13 protein-coding genes are annotated in these 16869 nt (G+C 67.4%); 9 read left to right on the forward strand and 4 right to left on the reverse strand.

Features of this window, described 5'->3' with window-relative positions; all coding sequences use genetic code 11:
- The first annotated feature begins 7 nt into the window (after positions 1-7).
- Positions 8-1519, forward strand: a complete 1512-nt coding sequence (locus tag ACFVWG_RS25125; RefSeq protein WP_391545838.1) for an LLM class flavin-dependent oxidoreductase — start codon at positions 8-10, stop codon at positions 1517-1519.
- 4 nt (positions 1520-1523) lie between these two features.
- On the opposite strand, the gene ACFVWG_RS25130 is transcribed toward ACFVWG_RS25125, so the two are convergent.
- Positions 1524-2150, reverse strand: coding sequence for a DUF6308 family protein (locus tag ACFVWG_RS25130; protein ID WP_391545839.1), 627 nt, complete (start codon positions 2148-2150; stop codon positions 1524-1526).
- Positions 2151-2448: 298 nt separating this feature from the next.
- On the opposite strand from ACFVWG_RS25130, the gene ACFVWG_RS25135 reads away from it, so the two are divergent.
- From ACFVWG_RS25135 to ACFVWG_RS25145, 3 genes are all read left to right on the forward strand, one after another.
- Positions 2449-2940, forward strand: a complete 492-nt coding sequence (locus ACFVWG_RS25135) for a hypothetical protein (RefSeq protein ID WP_391545840.1) — start codon at positions 2449-2451, stop codon at positions 2938-2940.
- Between the two features lie 424 nt (positions 2941-3364).
- Entirely contained in the window at positions 3365-3733 is a 369-nt protein-coding gene (locus ACFVWG_RS25140; protein WP_391545841.1) for a hypothetical protein, read from the forward strand.
- 58 nt (positions 3734-3791) lie between these two features.
- On the forward strand, positions 3792-4580 hold the full coding sequence (locus ACFVWG_RS25145) for a phytanoyl-CoA dioxygenase family protein (protein WP_391545842.1): 789 nt from the start codon (positions 3792-3794) through the stop codon (positions 4578-4580).
- Between the two features lie 8 nt (positions 4581-4588).
- Here ACFVWG_RS25145 and ACFVWG_RS25150 read toward each other — a convergent pair whose 3' ends face one another.
- Positions 4589-5191, reverse strand: a complete 603-nt coding sequence (locus ACFVWG_RS25150; RefSeq protein ID WP_391545843.1) for a DUF4291 domain-containing protein — start codon at positions 5189-5191, stop codon at positions 4589-4591.
- A 214-nt stretch (positions 5192-5405) separates the two neighbouring features.
- On the opposite strand from ACFVWG_RS25150, the gene ACFVWG_RS25155 reads away from it, so the two are divergent.
- The gene (locus tag ACFVWG_RS25155; protein WP_391546019.1) at positions 5406-6020 is read left to right on the forward strand and encodes a LysE family transporter; all 615 of its coding nucleotides are present in this window, start codon (positions 5406-5408) and stop codon (positions 6018-6020) included.
- On the opposite strand, the gene ACFVWG_RS25160 is transcribed toward ACFVWG_RS25155, so the two are convergent.
- A complete protein-coding gene (locus ACFVWG_RS25160; protein WP_391545844.1) occupies positions 6017-9448 on the reverse strand; it encodes a UvrD-helicase domain-containing protein in 3432 nt (1143 codons plus the stop codon). The two genes, ACFVWG_RS25155 and ACFVWG_RS25160, sit on opposite strands and share 4 nt — an antisense overlap.
- Positions 9441-12524: a PD-(D/E)XK nuclease family protein gene (locus ACFVWG_RS25165; RefSeq protein WP_391545845.1), complete on the reverse strand. Its 3084-nt coding sequence runs from the start codon at positions 12522-12524 to the stop codon at positions 9441-9443. The genes ACFVWG_RS25160 and ACFVWG_RS25165 overlap by 8 nt, the downstream gene beginning before the upstream one ends.
- A 120-nt stretch (positions 12525-12644) precedes the next feature.
- Between ACFVWG_RS25165 and ACFVWG_RS25170 the strand changes: the two genes are divergently transcribed.
- From ACFVWG_RS25170 to ACFVWG_RS25185, 4 genes are all read left to right on the forward strand, one after another.
- Positions 12645-12842, forward strand: a complete 198-nt coding sequence (locus ACFVWG_RS25170) for a hypothetical protein (RefSeq protein ID WP_391545846.1) — start codon at positions 12645-12647, stop codon at positions 12840-12842.
- 7 nt (positions 12843-12849) lie between these two features.
- The gene (locus ACFVWG_RS25175) at positions 12850-13245 is read left to right on the forward strand and encodes a VOC family protein (protein ID WP_391545847.1); all 396 of its coding nucleotides are present in this window, start codon (positions 12850-12852) and stop codon (positions 13243-13245) included.
- A 212-nt stretch (positions 13246-13457) separates the two neighbouring features.
- Entirely contained in the window at positions 13458-16196 is a 2739-nt protein-coding gene (locus tag ACFVWG_RS25180; RefSeq protein ID WP_391545848.1) for an FtsK/SpoIIIE domain-containing protein, read from the forward strand.
- Positions 16193-16867 carry a hypothetical protein gene (locus ACFVWG_RS25185; protein ID WP_391545849.1) on the forward strand — a complete coding sequence of 225 codons (675 nt, stop codon included), beginning with the start codon at positions 16193-16195 and terminating at the stop codon, positions 16865-16867. The genes ACFVWG_RS25180 and ACFVWG_RS25185 overlap by 4 nt, the downstream gene beginning before the upstream one ends.
- Positions 16868-16869 lie beyond the last annotated feature (2 nt).

The following is a 16869-nucleotide window of genomic DNA, read 5'->3' on the forward strand; positions in this document are numbered from 1 at the left end:
GGTGCTCATGGACTATGGCCACGATCTGGTCTTCGGGACCTTCCTGACCCCCGGGATCGACGACCCGGGGCGCGTGATCGCACTGGCGCAGCTGACCGAGCAGGTCGGGCTGGACCTGGTGAGCTTCCAGGATCATCCCTACCAGCCACGCCTGATGGACGCCTGGACGCTGCTGTCTGTCGTCGCAGCGCAGACCCAGCGCATCAAGGTCACCACGAACGTCGCCAACCTGCCACTGCGGCATCCGGTGGTGCTGGCGCGCAGCGTGGCCACCCTGGACCAGATCACTGGCGGCCGGGTGGAGCTGGGCCTCGGTGCCGGCGGCTTCCTGGAGGCTGTCGCGGCCAACGGCGGACCGCACCTCACCGCGGGTGAGAGCATCACAGCCCTGGAAGAGGCCATTGCCATCATCCGCGAGGTCTGGACGCCGACAGGCGGCGGCATCAAGCTTCCCGGCAAGCACTACACGGTCGCTGGTGCGAAGCGCGGCCCACAGCCTGCTCACGACGTGCAGATCTGGTTGGGCGCCTACAAGCCACGCATGCTTGCCGTCACCGGCCGCCTGGCCGACGGTTGGCTCCCCAGCAGCGGGTACGTCGGACCGGACCAGCTCGGCGCGATGAACAAGCTGATCGACGAGGCGGCTGTCGAAGCAGGACGCGACCCGGCCTCAGTGCGGCGTCTGTACAACCTCTCTGGGCACTTCTCCGGCACCGGTGGGTTCCTGCAGGGGCCGGAGCAGGTGTGGATCGAGCAGCTCACCGAGCTGACGCTGGGCGAGGGGATGAGCACCTACATCCTCGCTTCTGACGACCCGACCGATATCCGCCGCTTCGCCGAGGTCGCGGAAGGTGTTCGCGAGGCGGTCGAGGCCGCGCGGAACGGGACCGCAGTCGTCGCCCAGGCGACACCACAGTCGTCCGGGTTCGCCGTCGTGCCGACTCCACCGCCTGCTGTACGACGGAGCGCCGTACAGGTGCTGGACGAGTCGGAGCGACCTACCGGGCCGGCGCTGGACCCGTCGCGCACGTATACGCCGTACCAGCTGTCGTCGGGGCAGCACTTGATCGACGTACACGACCATCTGCGCTCGGAGCTCGAGCAGATCCACGATCTGGTCGAGCAGGTCGCGGCTGGTTCGATGGGCATCGGTCAGGCGCGCTCACACATCAACACGATGACCATGCGGCAGAACAACTGGACGCTCGGCACGTACTGCGAGTCGTACTGCCGGCTCGTCACCACGCATCACTCGATCGAGGACGCGTCGCTGTTCCCGCAGCTGCGCCGGGCCGACCCTGCGCTGGTACCGGTCGTGAACCGGCTGCAGGAGGAGCACCTCGTCATCCACGACGTACTCGAGGGCGTGGACAAGGCGCTGGTGGCGCTGGTGGACGGGTCCGGCACTATCGACGGACTGCGTGCAGCGGTCGACCTCCTGGACGACACGCTGCTCTCACACCTGTCCTACGAGGAACGTGAGCTGGTCGAGCCACTGGCTCGACTCGGCGTCATGTAGCGGACTACTTCGCCTCACCGAGCAGTGAGGCGAGGATGTCGAGCAGGCGAAGCGTAGGAGCCTCACCGAGCAGCCGGGCCGCCGACGTGGGCGGCTCGGCGTTCAGACGGACCTGCAGCAGCTTGAAGTCGCGCACGTTGGCCGGATTCACCAAGTCGGCGTGCACTGCGCCCAGAAGCTCAGCACCAGCAGAGGCGTTCGTGTACGTCATGCGGATGAAGCTGTCGCTGACAGGGAAGAGAAACGGGCGCTTCAGGTGCAGCAGCTTGGACTTCTTCGCCTGCCCGAAGCCCCGGTGCCCCGAGAACACCTCGTCGAGCGCCATGGCCGCATCGAACAGCGCAGTCCCAGGCGCAGCGTCCTCCAGCCGCGCATCGACCGGCACCGCGGCGAACTCCTTCTCCGCATCCACCTCGAGCAGCCACGGGATGTCCAGCGCCCGCAGGTCCGCACCGATCACCATGGTGCGCGCCAGGTCCTCCAGCGTCACCCGGTTCGGGTCGGCGCCACCGACATTCGTCATCCCCGGCAGGCCGTCGTAGTACCGCAGTACGGCGCCGTTGCCCTCGGCATAGATCCGCAGCTGGGCGATCGCCTCGTCGACGACGATCTTCCGAGTACCGATGTTCATGGCCACACCCTCACACTCTTTGTGGCAGACCCGCCAGCAGACGAGCCATCATCCGAGCGATTCCCTCACAGCGTTTCCGCAGATCGTAGGCGACCCGGCGCTCATCCACACGCCTGGGTCGCCCGACTTATCCACAACCTGTAATCGACCGTGCCACAACACCCCCCAAACTCCATAAACTCTCCGTGACAGAACCACCACCGAACGGAGGCGCCCATGACCCACCCCCGGCGACTGCTGGCCCTCCTCCTGTGGCGACTGTGCCGACAGAGAACCAGTTGAAGATGTGGGGGTTGAAGTGATCGAGCGTCTTGCGCGAGATGCGCTGGTCGTCATCTTCGGTGGTGAAGAGGTTCCGGGGATGTCGTTCTACGGGCTCGTTGCACGGGGCAGCCTGGGTTCTTTTGTCTTGCCGTCCGACGAATGGCCGGGGCGCCCGGAGACCAAACTGTATGTCCTGCATGGCGTCGCATGGGAGGTTCCGATCTGGGATCTTCCAGTGCTCGTGTGGCCGACCGGCCGCCGGTTCGAGCGAGCCGTGCGAAGGACCCTCGAGGGAGTGATTGCGACAGGTTGTCAGGTCGCCTGGGTGGCTGCCGAGGGCTTTCCGTTCAGCGATCCGCCGGACTTGTTCGATCCGGAGTTCACCTCCGGTGGTGTCCTGGCGTGGATGACGTCCGATGGCGAGTTCGAGTGCCCGCTGAATCCTGATCTGCCGTTGTCCCCCGTCAGTGATGAGCGGCTCTTGGCGCTCAGACGGTATGCGCACGGTCTTGCTGATGCGGAGTAGACGGCTTGGCCGGACGTATGTGGACCCTGCCACGAACCGCCGTGCTTGAGGATGAAGCAAGGTGAACCCAGGTGCGGAACGGCAACATGTTGTTGCTCTGGATGATGGGACGTTTCGACCTCGCGACGCTCCTTACCAGGCAGGATAGATCGATGTACGCGTGTCCGGTGTGCGGAGAAAGCTACCTGTCGGTGAAGCCCTATGCCCTGTGGCCTCCTGCCGACAGCGCTGACTTGGGCCCCCCGTATGAGTCGATGTTGGGTGCACCTTCGTATGAGGTTTGTCCGCGGTGCGGGTTCGAGTTCGGGAACGACGACAATCCGGGGACTGCGGAGCCGGTCTCGTTCGAGGAGTATCGCGCTGAATGGGTCGCTGACGGGAGGCCATGGTTCGATCGGTCGGCCGGCGGTGAGGGGCCGGTTTGATGGGTGAGCCGGTGGTGAGCTTGATTGGGCAGGCGGACCTGCCGATGGGTTTCACGTATCCGGCGTCGTTTGTGCGGGTGGTTGGGCTGGGGCTGGTTGACTTTGAGCCCTGGCAGGTGTTGAGCGGGGAGCTGCTCTACTTCCAATATCGAGGCTTGGGAGATCGGTATCCGGGGCGGGGCCTGGTTCCGTTCGCGCGGCGTCAGGACAACGACGATGTTGCGTGTTGGACTGTTGGAAGCCCGGAAGTCCTACTCATTCATGATTTCGCTGATCCAGGTTACGAATTGAGGGAAACGCTGCCGTCGTTCTATGACTGGTTGCGGCGGGCGGTAGAAGATCTGGTTGAGTTCGAGCCAGACGGGTGAAGTTGGCTGCGTCGAAACCCTGTTGACCCTGGTTGGCGGGTAGCGAAGGCTGCTCGGCATGTTGACGGATGCCGAGGTCGCGTCGTTCGTGCGGGATGGATTCGTCGTCGTACGCGGAGCCGTGCCGCGGCCGGTGATGGACGCGTGTGTGGATGTGGTCTGGGAAGAACTGGAGGAGCGTGGCATCAGTAGAGCTGATGCTGGGTCCTGGAAGACGCCCGTCGAGCGGACCCTCTGTCCTGAGGAGGGCGACCAGGGGCGGCCGTTCGCCGAGGCGGGTACGGCGGGTCCGCTGTGGGAGGCGTACGACCAGCTGATCGGTCCGGACAAGTGGTGGAAGCGTGAAGGAATGGGCGGAACGATTCCCGTTCGGTTCCCGCATGCCGCTGATCCGGGGGACTCCGGGTGGCACATCGAGACCAGCTACTCCGACGATGGCATCGATTGGCGGGCGAATGTCCGGAGCCGCGATCGCGGTCTGCTCTCGCTCTTCCTGCTCACCGATGTGGGCACCGACGATGCGCCGACCCGGATCCGGGTCGGCTCGCATGCCGACGCTGCGCGGGTCCTGGCTACGGCAGGCGATGACGGACTGACGTCGGCTGAGTCGGGTCCGCCGATCGTCGCGGCAAGCGCGGACCGTCCTGTGGCCGAGGCGACAGGCTCCGCTGGTGACGTCTACCTGTGCCACCCGTTCCTTGTCCACGCAGCCTCCTGGCCGCACCGCGGTACCAGCCCCCGGATGATCGGCCAGCCAGGAGTTCTGCTCCTGGAACCCTTCGCACTGACAGACCGCAGTACGGCGAGCCCTGTCGAGGCCGCGATCCTGGACGCGATCTCGGGATAGCCAAGAGCTCAGTCGCTGGCGCCGAGGTGGGCGGCGAGGGCTGGAGTGAGGGGGTAAGGGAGTTCCTGGGGGAGGGCTGCCTGGGCTGTGGCGGGATCGGACTTCGCGAGGGTGTGGATGTGGTGCATTTCGGGGGTGGCGTCTTCGATGCGGGTGATCCAGTCGTCGACGTAGTGGGTGACGGCTGGGCCGGAGAGGCCTAGTTGGAGGGAGCGGACCTTGGGTTGGGGCGTGAGGGTGAGGGTCTGTTCGGGGTCCCATTGGATGCGGACGGGGGAGGCGGCGAGGGTTTCGTGCCAGGCCTCTTCGGAGCTGTGGTAGGCGGGGTCGTAGTGGGAGAGGGTGCTGTTGGCGAGGGCCCACTCGAAGCCGGAGCGTTTGAGGTGGATGCGCAGGACGTGGGTTTGGCCGGGTTTGGTGGCCCAGCCGGAGCGGTAGGCCATCCAGAGGAACGAGGGCTTGATCCAGGTCATGCGAGAGAAGCCGAAGGGCGCGACGAAGGTGCCTGCGGCAAGGGCCGGCAAGGCGATCTCGGGCGCATAGGCCTGGTAGACGGCGATGGTGTCGTCGTCGAACAGCGCGCGGATCTGGCGGTACGGGGCCGAGGTCATGGAATGACGTTAGAGCACGGCGACGACATGGCAGCCGCTCGTGTCCAGCAAGGGCTCCTTCGGGTAAATGAGTTGAGGGACGGCAGGGCGGTTCGCATGATGAGGGTATGACTACGACCTCTGGAATGTTGCTGACGAGACCGGTTGCCGACGTGGCGGCGCGGGCTCAGCAGCAGGCCGGTCGTGGCTGGAGGTCTAGCCGCCTCCAGTCGTGATGGAGGTGGTGGTCGCCGGGGTGCTCGCCGGGTACGGAATCGCAGTACCTGTTGGGCCCGTGGGGACCTACTTGGTCGGCCTGAGTGCACGAAGCTCGGTGCGAGTGGGAGCGTGCGCAGCTCTCGGCATCGCATCGGCGGACGGGATCTACGCGCTGGTCGCAGCCGTGGCCGGTACGGCGTTGGCTCCGCTCCTCGTTCCGATCGTGGTGCCGTTGCGTTGGGTCTCCGTGGTGGTCCTCATCGGGCTCGCGGTGATCGGCGCGATCACCGGCGTACGACGGTACCGGACGCGCCGGTTGACCGGCGTCACTCGGGAGACTCCGGTTCGCGGGCGCACGGCGTACCTGGGGATGCTCGGGATGACCCTGCTCAGCCCGATGACGGTGATCTACTTCGCGGCGCTGGTACTCGGCGGCTCTGGAAGCAGATCGACTGCGCAGTTGGCCGTGTTCGTGACTGCTGCTTTCTTGGCGTCGGCGAGTTGGCAACTGCTGTTGGCCGGTGGTGGTGTGCTGCTCGGACGTGTGCTGACCGGGCATGTGGGACGGCTGATCACCGCGCTGGTCTCCAGCGTGGTGATCGTGGTGCTCGCGATCCGACTGGTTGCCTAGGACAACTGACGGGCGACTGCGCCGGCTGGATTGAGGAACAGCAGGACCGGTGGGCCGGTGTTGGGCAGGATCTCCGTGTACGCCTGCAACTGGGGAGCGTAGTAGGCGACACGACTGTCCAACGCGGCCGCCGGGATGGCGTCGGTCTTGTAGTCGACGACCGTCAGGCGACCGTCGTCCTCGCGGTAGATGAGGTCGACGAAGCCTTCGAGGACCGTGCCATCGGGTTGCACCGTGCCGACATACGACTCGCGCCAGTGGTCGCGGGCCGCAGCTCGTTGCACGACATCTGCAGCGAGGGCGGAACGAACCAGCGCAGTCACGACATCGGCGTACTCGAGGACGCCTTCGGCGAGACACTGACTCGACACGGCGGACTCGAGACCGGCGCCGGTGGAGAGATCGACGACCTGCAGTACGCCGTGGACCGCGCGACCGATCGCGGTTCCGTACCGGCCCTTCGACCATGGCGGCAGCTCGAGATCGCGCGGTGCCTTGGCCGAGCCGGGCTCGACCTCGGACGCGCCGGGCAAGGCGGTCTCCGGTCCCGTGCCTTCGAGACCCGAGGCGCTGCGGGCCGACGGGCGACGGCTGGCCTGCCGGGCCGCGGTGATCTGTTCGTCCCAGTCGCGCCGACTCATCGGCGGCGTGACGTCCGACGTGGACCGCGGGTCGCGGTCGGCCGGCGGCGGACCGTCGAAGAGAGTGATCCCCGGCAACTCCGCGGCACCGGCAGAGGCGAACATCTCGGCATTGCTGGAATGGCGACGCGTACCCGATCGGTGCAGCGAGACGACGAGATGGTCGCGGGCACGGGTAGCGGCGACGTACAAAAGGCGGCGGCGTTCGTAGTCGTCCATCTGCTCATCGACCGGTTGGACGAGATCGAAGTCCTCGGTCTGGACCGAAGCCTTGAGCTTCACCGCATAACCACCGGTCGGCGGCCACAGGACCTGGACGCCGCGCTGCCGGTTCGGCGCGGCGGTCATGCCGGACAGGATGACGATCGGGAACTCGAGTCCCTTCGCGGCATGGATCGTCATCACCCGGACGGCGTCCGCGTCGGTCTCGGGCAGGACGGCCTCGGCAACGCGCGAAGCCTCCTCACCCTGGTGAGCAGCCCAGGCGAGGTACGAACGCAGACCGCCGTGCTCAACCTCCGACCAGGCACGGGCCTGATCGACGACGAACCGGATCCGCCGCCACGTATCGCGGGCGCGCGGTCCGATCGCAGCGACCTCGAGCATCCGGCGGTCGGCAACGATCTTGGCGAGAACCTCGCTCGGGGTGAGCCAGCGCGACGCGTAGTACGTGCGGCGCAGCCAGTCCATCGCTTCGCCGATCGGATGCGTCAGCAAGTCGTCGGAAACCGGCGCGGTCAGCGTGAACGAGCCGCCGGAACGCTTCCAGGTAAAGAGATCGTCGTCCCCACACCCGAAGAGCGGCGAGCGCAAAGTCGTGACGAGTGCTAGCTGATCGCTCGGGTCACCGAGTGCTCGCGCACAGGCGAGCAGATCGCGAACCTCAGCGGTCTGATAGACGAGCGAGCTGGCCTCGGCCCGGTACGGGATGTCGGCCCGATCCAGTGCATCCTCGAGGAACGGCAACGACGTCCGCGCAGGAACCAGTACGGCGATATCGCCGGCCGCCGCCGGTCGCCAGGCCGACGTGCGTTCGTCGTACACGAGCCAGCCGTCGCGCAGAGCCTGCTCCACGGTCGCAGCGACGTCGGACGCCTCGCGTTCACGAAGAACCGAGGCCTGGGCACGCGGAAGGTCGTCGTGTGGCGTCGCGCCGAGGATGGTGACGGCGGGACCGGAGACAGAGTCGTCGTACGGCGCCGGCGTGGGCTCCGGTGGGCCTTCGTCGGTCGAGCGCCGGAAGGGCAGGACCGTCGCCAGCTCAGGCCCTGGTTCCGGCTCCGCGGGGGAGTCGTCCAGGAAGTCGAAGAGGGTGAGCTCATCGTCGGGGTCGCGACTGACGTCCGCGGGAAGCGGCGCAGCCGGTGGTGGCGGAGCTGTAGTGGGCGTGGTCGTGCGATGTGGCGTCAGCGCGTGGTACGTGGGCTGAGCGCCTTCCTGCGGCTGGATCAGCGTCGTGAAGACGTGGTTGATCCAATCGAGGATCGGCGGCACCGTGCGGAAGTTGGTCGTTAGCGTGACCGTCTCGCCGAGCAGGTCCTGAGCGGTCAGGTATGTCGCGATGTTGGCCCGGCGGAACCGGTAGATCGACTGCTTGGGGTCGCCGACCACGAACAGCCGACCGTCAGGGACCTCGACGTCCTGCCAGTCCGAAGCGTCACCGTCCGCGCCGGCCGCGATCCGGACCGCGAGCTCGATCTGGATCGGGTCCGTGTCCTGGAACTCATCCAGCAGCAGCCGCTCATACCGCTCGTGCAGCGCAGCACGGACGGAGTCATCGCGCCGCAGCAGGTTGCGCGCCAGCACCAGCAGGTCGTGGAACTCGAGCCGCCCCTCGCCTCGCCGTACCTCGGCCGACTCCAGCACCCGCTCCGCGATCCAGTGTGAAAGGTGCCGAAGGCAAGCATCGAGAAGCAGCTCGACCAGCGAGCCGGCCACCTCCACGACCTCGGCACAGTCCGAGCGCAGTTTCCCGACGTCCGGCCAGTTCTCCTTGCGACCGATCTTGCCGACCTTCAGCCCACGCAACGCCTGCAGATACGCAAGCTGCGTCTCCTGGTCGGTCGCCGCCTCCAGCATGACGCCGAGCTCCCGGATGGTGTGCACCTTCGGCAGCAGCCGGTCCTCGGAATCGCGGCAGGAATCGACAGCCGCACCGAGTTGGGCGGCGGCAGCGATCAGCCCGGTCAGGTCCGGCATCGACACGAGCTCCGGCGGATCCACCAGGACGTGCTCATCGATCAGGTCCCAGTCGTTGCCGAACAGCCGGGCCAGCGACCGGAGGTGCTTCAGCTCGACCCCGACCGCCATCGCGAGCAGCAGCGGCTCGGCGATCGAGTCGTCGTCCAGCAACCGTTGCTGCAGCTCGGCCCAACGTTCCTCGAACGCGACCGACGAGCCGACCTCATCCAATACGTCGATCAGTGGCGGCAGCCCGGCCTCGATCGGATGCGCGAGCAGCAACTGTTGCGCGAACGCATGCAGTGTCCCGATCGACGCTGAATCCAGATCGTCGAGCGCCTCGTCGGCCAGCGGCCCTGCCGGCCCCTTCCGCGCCTTCTCGAACTCGACCCGCAGCCGATCCCGCAGCTCCGCCCCGGCCTTCTCGGTGAACGTGACCGCAGCGATCGTCCGCAGCGGTACGCCGTCGCGCAGGACCAGCGTGGTCACCCGATCGACCAGCGCATGAGTCTTCCCGGACCCGGCACCGGCCTCGACGAACAGTGTCGTGTCGGTGTCGGTCCGGATCCGCTCCCGGGCCGCCCCGTCGAGCAGTTGCTCACTCATCGCCGGCCTCCTCGTAGACGACCGGATCGATCAGCCGCACCAATCGCTCCAGCGTCGGATCGAGCCGCTTGCGCTCCCAGCGCGCCCGCACCTCGCTGTGCCCGAGCCCGTCCGGGTTGCAGTACGGGCACTGCACCCACAAGAAGTCCGGCACCTCGGGCGCCTTCGGCGGGAACAGCCCGTTCGCGATCGACGACACGATCACGTCCAGCGTTTCGACGTACCGGGCCTCGACCTCGGGCGTCAGCGGCACCGGGATCCGTTTGCCGCCGCGCCGGACGAACCAGTACGACGCCTCGACCGGGGTCGTCGCCTCACCCAGCCGGGCGCGCGCCGCATACGCGTAGACCGGCAACTGGAGCTTGGTCCCACCAGCCACCGGATCGCTCTCGATGCCTTCGTAGCGCGAGAAGCCGCCTGTCTTCACATCGGTGACGTAGATCGTCCCGTCCCGCCCGAGGTCTACCTTGTCGGCAGAACCGCGCAACAATACGCGCCCTGACGGCACCGGAATCTCCACCGGCGGCTCCCCGTCGAACCCGAACCGCAGCTCGCTGGCGACCACCGAAGCATCCCGCGACGCACGCCACCGATCGTCGTCGCCCAGCAGCACCATCAGGTCGCCCAGAATCCGCAGCCGCTCCCGCTGCCACAGTCTCGGATGACCGGTCAGCCCCTCGGCTTCGAACTGGTCGGCCAGGTCTGCCCCGATCGCGAGCAGCAGTTGGCGTTGCTCGGCCGACCATCCCTCGCCGTACTCCGGAAGCGATCCCGCCAACCGGGACACGAAGGCGTCGAGGCTGTTGTGGATCAGGTTCCCGACCTGGATCGGTGAGATGACGAGCAAATCCTCCGGCGCCTCCAGCGGCTCCACCTGAAGCAGCCGCTCGACGAAGTAGGCATGCGGACAGGTCGCATAGGCCTCCAACGAGGTCGGGGAGGCAATCCGATCCTCCACCGCATACTCCGGCAACCCCGGTACGCCGGACAGGTCGCCGTCGAACCGTGTGAACGCCAGCGACCCGCGCCCCCGCAGCATCTCCCGAGCCCGCACCAGCACCCGATCGCTCAGCCACAGACCGGCCGCCGCGGACCGCACCTGCCACTCCTGCTCACTCGCCGGCATGGTTGCCGTCGTCAACGATCCCGCGTACGACGCGGAGGTCCGGAGCTGATCCCCATAAGCACCCTGGTCCCAAACTGTCGCGGCCAACGCGTGGTCGCCACTCAACTCCCGCATCGAACCGAGCAACCAGCGCGTCGGCAAGCGCCGTGACGATCGCCGCAGGTCCCCCCGGGGGAACGACGCGACCACCTTCTTCGCACCGGCCGAGAACGCAACCAGCAGATGCCGTTGCTTCTCGTCGAGCCGATCCCGGAACGACGCCAACTCCGGAGCAGCTGCTTCACGCACCCGTTGCGGCAGCAGCGCGTCCTCATGCACTCGCCCCGGATAGAGATCCTCGGACAGCCCAACGACGTACACGATGTCAGCTGCCAGACCGACGCTTGCCGACAGCGGAGCCACCAGTACGCCGGTCCCGAAGGTGCCGACGCGCGGCAGTGATTGCTGCAACTCCAGATCCAGCACGTCGCGCAGCACGGACAGGCTCGCTGGTGTCCCGAGCTCGTCCAACGTGGAGAGCCCACGCAAGGACCCCTCGACCGCGGCTGCGGCGTACTGCTCCTCGATCGGCAGGGCCGAGTAGTCCCCGAGCAGATCCTGGAAGAGCTCCAAAACTCCCGCGGCCAACGCCGACCAGCTCTCCAGCCCGGCGACAGTCTGCAGCCGTCGCCGCAGTTCAGAGGCGAAGGTATGCAGGGCCTCGGCTCGGTCCGCGTTGGCGCGCGCACGCCGGATCGCGGCCGGACGCGGATCCTCGGCAGCCTCCTCCTGATCGGCTGTCCGGCGCTCCGACTCCGCATACCGAGCAAGCCGGGTATCCCAGTCATCACCGCGCACCACACCGGCCGCGCGCGACATCCGCTCCCACTGCGGCACCGGGATGCGTTCGCCGGTGAAGTCCCGCGTCGGCGCGTTCGCCAGGGCGCGGAACACATCGGCACGTGGCAGATCTTGATCGACGAGCGCGAGCACCTCGAGCAGTGTCCGCGCGATCGCCCGCTCATGCACCGGCCGCGTCCCCGGGCCGTTGACGGCGATCCCCGCGGCCGCGAGGTGCTCGTGCAGCAGCCGCGCGTACGGCGTGATCGCCGAATACAGCACCGCGATCCGGTGCGCGGGAGTCTTCTTGAGCGACGCGACCACGTCCCGCACGACACAACGGATCTCGTCGTCGGCGTCGGACGCGTTCAGGATTTCGGTCGCGACCGGATAGTTCCGCGAGATCGAGGTCGGCAGGTCGAGACCGATCCGCTCGAGCGAACGCCGCACTGCTCGATCGGCACGCCGTACGTCGGTGAATCCCACGATCACCGTCAGATCGGCCGCGGCGGCCCCGAGGGCCTCGACGAAGGCGGCCTCGGCCTGGGTGAGCTCCTGCGGCAGGTAGAGCACGAGCGCACCGAGCTCGCGGACGATCGCCGGCTCGGAGTCGACGCGGGCCGAAGCGGCCTGGAGCAGGTCGGTCTCGTCGTACCAATCGGTGCCGAGATCGGACCCGATCTGGCGGTGCAGCCGCACCAGATCCGGGCCGAGGACCGAGGCTGCGGCGACTCTGTCCAAGGCGGGCTCGGTCAGATCGCGCAGCTCACGATGGGCTGACGCAAGCGCTTGGATGGTGGACGGATGCTCGGCGACGTCCTCGAAAATGCCCGGCGCCTTGGACAAAGCGGTCCGCCAGGTCGCCGCGACGATCGGGCGCGTGGCCGGCCGCCGTGGCGACAACACACCGGCGGCGAGTTGCTCGGCCAATCGCTCGAGGGTCGCGAGGAACAACCCCGCGATGCCGGTCGTCGCGAGCTCCCGGCGGGCGACGACACCGGCCAGGTTGTTCGGCAGCAGCAGGGTGACAGGCGCCATCGGATCATCGGCCTTGAGCCGCGTCACGACGGCGTGCAAACGCTCCAGGGCGGGCGCGCCGTACGCCGTACTCTCGATCCGGGTGCTGCTCACGAAATCCCCCGATCTCTTGACTGTCACCGCAGACGGTAGACCCTGCCACGGACAAGTTCCGAAACGGCGCGAAACGCCCTGGTTTCTGCAGGGTTCCCGGCGGGCTCGGACAATGAAGAAATGACCAGGCAGACGGCGATCGCGCGGGTGCTGATGGTGGCTGTGTTCGCACCGTCCGGCGGGCTGTTCGGCAAGGGCGTCGCCGAGGCCTCGCAGGGCCGCGAGTGGTGGTTGTGGATGGTCGCGGCGCTGGTCTGGCTGATCGTTTCAGGCTCGATCTCGATGGCTGTGTCGAACCATCTCGACGAGCACAGATAATGCTCCGATGGTCGCTGCCGTGCATCACGTCGAGATCTGGGTCCCGAACCTTATCCGGGCCCAGCAGAGTTGGGGCTGGGTACTGAATCGGCTGGGCTGGAAGGACGGTGACGGCTGGCCCGGCGGGATGACCTGGACCGCCTCCGACGGCACTTACGTCGTGGTCGAGCAGAGCCCGGCGATGTCGTCCGACGTCCACGACCGGCTCCGCCCCGGGATGAACCACCTCGCGCTGAACGTCGCCTCCCGCGCCGAGCTCGACGCGCTCGTCGCCGAGGCCGCTGCCAACGGCTGGACACTGATGTTCGCCGACCGGCATCCGTACGCCGGCGGGCCGCAGCATTACGCCGCATTCCTGCACAACGAGGACGGGTACGAGCTGGAACTCGTCGCCCCCAACTGAGCCCGTCTGACTGATGCGTGAGACTACTGATGCCTGGAGTGACCACTGGGACTACTGGTGTGACACAGTTGTCCAGGCAGTAGGTGTCGCGGGGCAGAGGTGGAAGGACGGTGCTCGTGACGGAGAAGCCTGACGGGGAAACTGCGCCCCAGGTGGCTTCGCGCTCTGCGCGAGAATCAGATGCAGTGCGCTCTGCGCGAGAATCAGATGCAGTGCGCTCTGCGCGGGACGGGGACAAAGCACCTGAGGTTCTGGAGGCGCGGATCCGCGGCCTCCAGCACGCACTGGGGCAGTTGCTGGAGCATGCGCGCCGGCTGACCCAGGGCGAGCACCAGCGGGCTGTCCAGTTGCACCGGCAGCTCCAGGAGCAGACTGCGATCGCGCGCCGCGAGTCCCGCGCGCAGGTCGAGGCGAACACCGCTGCGGCGCTGGCCGAGGCAGAGCCGGCCGCACGCCTGCTCGCGCACCGCCTAGCACCCGGACTGGCCTCGATCCCGCCGAACGACGCCCGCTGGCGGTCTCGGCAACTCGTCGGCGCCGGAGTCCCGCCGTACATCCGGATCGGTGAGCTAGACGCCGGTACGCCGGTCGCCGTGCCGCTGCTGCGGACCAACGGCTGGAAGGTGACCGCTGATCGGAACGAGTCCGCGCGCCGGCTGCTGCAGAGCGTCGCACTGAGGCTGGTCGCGGCGGCAGAGCCCTTCCGGTTGCGGATCGACGCGTTCGACCCGAAGCTGACCGGCACCATGGGTCTGCTCGGCCACCTGACCACGAAGTACCCGCAATTGGTGCCTAGGGCAACCCACACCGCGGAGCAGTTGCATGCGGTGCTGTCTGGACTGGTCGACGTGTCGTCGCTGCGCGCCAGCCGGCAGGCGCAGCTCGGGCACAAGCGGTTCGAGGACCTCATCCGGGAGACCGGCCGAGTGACCGATCCGTACCGGCTCGTCGTCCTGTTCGACTACCCCTCCGGCATCGATCAGCTCGCACAGCGCGATCTGCTGCGGCTTGCGGCGACGGCGGGGGAGCGGGGTATCTGCTTCCTCGTCCATCACGACCCGTCGTCTCCGGCCGAGAGTGATGTCGATACGAAGCAGCTGCTTGAGCTATTGGACGCAGTAGTCGTCACCGGCGACAAGGTGGAGGCAGCGACGCTGCCGGGGGTGGCAGCCAAGCTGGACCCGGCCTTCGATGCGAACGTTGCTGCAGGCATCTGTGACGTGGTCGCCGAGCTCGCCGAGATCGCAGTCCTACCGACCATCGACTTCGAGCGCACACTTCCGGACCGCTCGACCTGGTGGCAGCCGGTCAAGGACGAGATCGGCACAGTGATCGGGTACGACGATCGCACGCCCGCGCTGGTGCGGTTGCGCAGCGGCAACCCTGCGCTGCCGCATGTGCTGGTCGGTGGCGCCGTCGGTCAGGGCAAGTCGAACCTGCTGCTCGTGCTGATCCACGGACTGGCCGCGCGGTACGACCCTGTCGATCTAGAGATGTACTTGCTGGACTTCAAGCACGGTGTGGAGTTCTCGGCGCTCGGTCCGGCCGGAGAGCGTGAGCACTGGCTGCCGCATGTGCGGGTGCTGGGGATTCACAGCGACCGCGCGTTCGGTCTCGCCGTACTGCGGCACCTCTCTGACGAGCTGGCGCGGCGGAGCGAGATCTTCAAGGCGCACGGCAACGTTGCGGACATCGCTGAGCTGGCTCCGGGGCCGGACCGGCCGCCGCGGATCCTCGTGGTCCTGGACGAGTTCCAGGTGCTGCTTGAGGACGACGACGAGCTGGCGGACGAGGCAGCCAAGCTGCTGGAGCGGTTGGTGCGCCTGGGACGCGCGTACGGCGTTCACGTCGTACTGGCGACTCAGACGATCGAGGGGGTCAAGCGGCTGTCGACGCGGCGGGACTCGATCTTCGGCCAGGTGCCGTACCGGATCGCTCTGAAGACCACTCCGGCCGATTCACAGGCGATTCTGCGCAGTGGGAACAGTGCGGCGGCTGAGCTGCAGTTCCGCGGTGAGGCAGTGCTGAACGCGAACTTCGGCTCACCTGACGACAACCAGCACGTGCTGGTCAGTTTTGCGGACAAGGCGGTGCTGGACGACCTACGGCGTGAACTATGGCGCCGAGCCGGTACGGCGGTGCACCCGCCGCGCGTGTTCCACCTGGCAGAGCCAGCACGCCTGACCGACACGGCGGCTGCTGTGAAGCCGGAGCTGGGTCGGCCGTGGATCGGTCTGCCGATCGCAGTGACTGAAGAGCCGGTGCAGGTCGAGGTGCGGCCCGAGCCGGGAGCCGGCGTACTGGTTCTGGGCGACAGCCCGGCGGATGCGCTCGGCGTACTGACTGGGTTGGCGTTGTCGACTGCTGGGGCTGCGGTGGAGCCGCCGCGATTCATCTTCATGGACGGGACCGACTCATCGCCTGCTGTTGCGGACGGCAAGGGCGCACTGGTGCATGCGCTGCGCTCACTCGGGTGTGAGGTCGAGACCGTCGACAAGCACGACGAGGTCGGTCCCCGGCTGTTTGCGTTGCGAAACGCGCTTCGGGACGGACAAGTCGGCGGTCCGACCTATCTGCTCGGCTTTGGCTTCCATGGGGTGCCGCGGATGCAGCTGCACGCGGAGGGGTTCTTCGAGAGCCCGGCCAACGCACTGCAGGACATCGTCCGAGACGGTCCGGCGCAGGGGCTCATCACGTTCGGCTGGTGGAACAGACTGCACGTAGCTACTGAGCACCTCGGTTATGGACGGGCGAACGTGGCCACGCATCTGTTCTTGCGGCATCCGCAGGACGGTGTCCGGGCTGTGTGTGGACCGCTGGTTCGGTGGGCTTCGGAACCGCACCGCGCGCTGCTGTGGGACGGACTGCATCCGGAGGCGCAGGTCGTCGTACCGTTCGCGGCTTTGCGGTCTGACGAGGTAGAGCGTGCAGTGGAGTTGGTACGGCGATGAAGACGGAACAGCAGCAGTGGTCCGAGTACGCACGCGCGCTGCGGATCGTCGCAGGTGCCCGTACGGACGCTCAGCAGGCGCAGGACCGGCTCACCGCCACCAAGTCCCGCGCAGAGGCTGCAGCGCAGGCTGAGGCCGCTGCGATGGCCGAACGCGGCAGGCAGGTCGAGGAGAGGCTGAACGCGCTCGCTGAGAAGGCTGCGGTCAGCCTGCAGCGAGCTGGGCTGCCGGCTGACGGGCGTCGGATCAACATCCCGTCGCCGGAGATCCGCGGTCTGAGCGACCTGGAGTCCGCTGCGGCTCGGCTCACCAAGCAGCTGGGTGAGGCGGTCGATCAGCTCGAGGAAGTCCGGGCTGAGGGGCGTGCGCTTCAGGAGCGGCGCAAACGTCGTACGATCAGCGCCGTCCTGACGCTGGTCGGGTTCGTGCTGGTGTGGATCACCGCGACGTTCCTGGCCGGGGTCGAGGCGGCAGCGATCGGTGCGGTCACCATGCTGGCCGCATCGCGGATGCTCGGGCTGCCCAGGCTGCCTGGAGCGCGGTGGTGGGGCTGGGGCGGTGCCGTCGTGGTCGTGGTCGCGATGGCGGCCGGGCTGCCCTGGTGGCTCGCGATCCTGGTACCGGTGGTCGTGGCCGGTACGGCGATCGTGCTGCCGAAGAAGCGCAACTGACA

Source organism: Kribbella sp. NPDC058245 (genome assembly GCF_042882005.1).
Taxonomy (GTDB): domain Bacteria; phylum Actinomycetota; class Actinomycetes; order Propionibacteriales; family Kribbellaceae; genus Kribbella.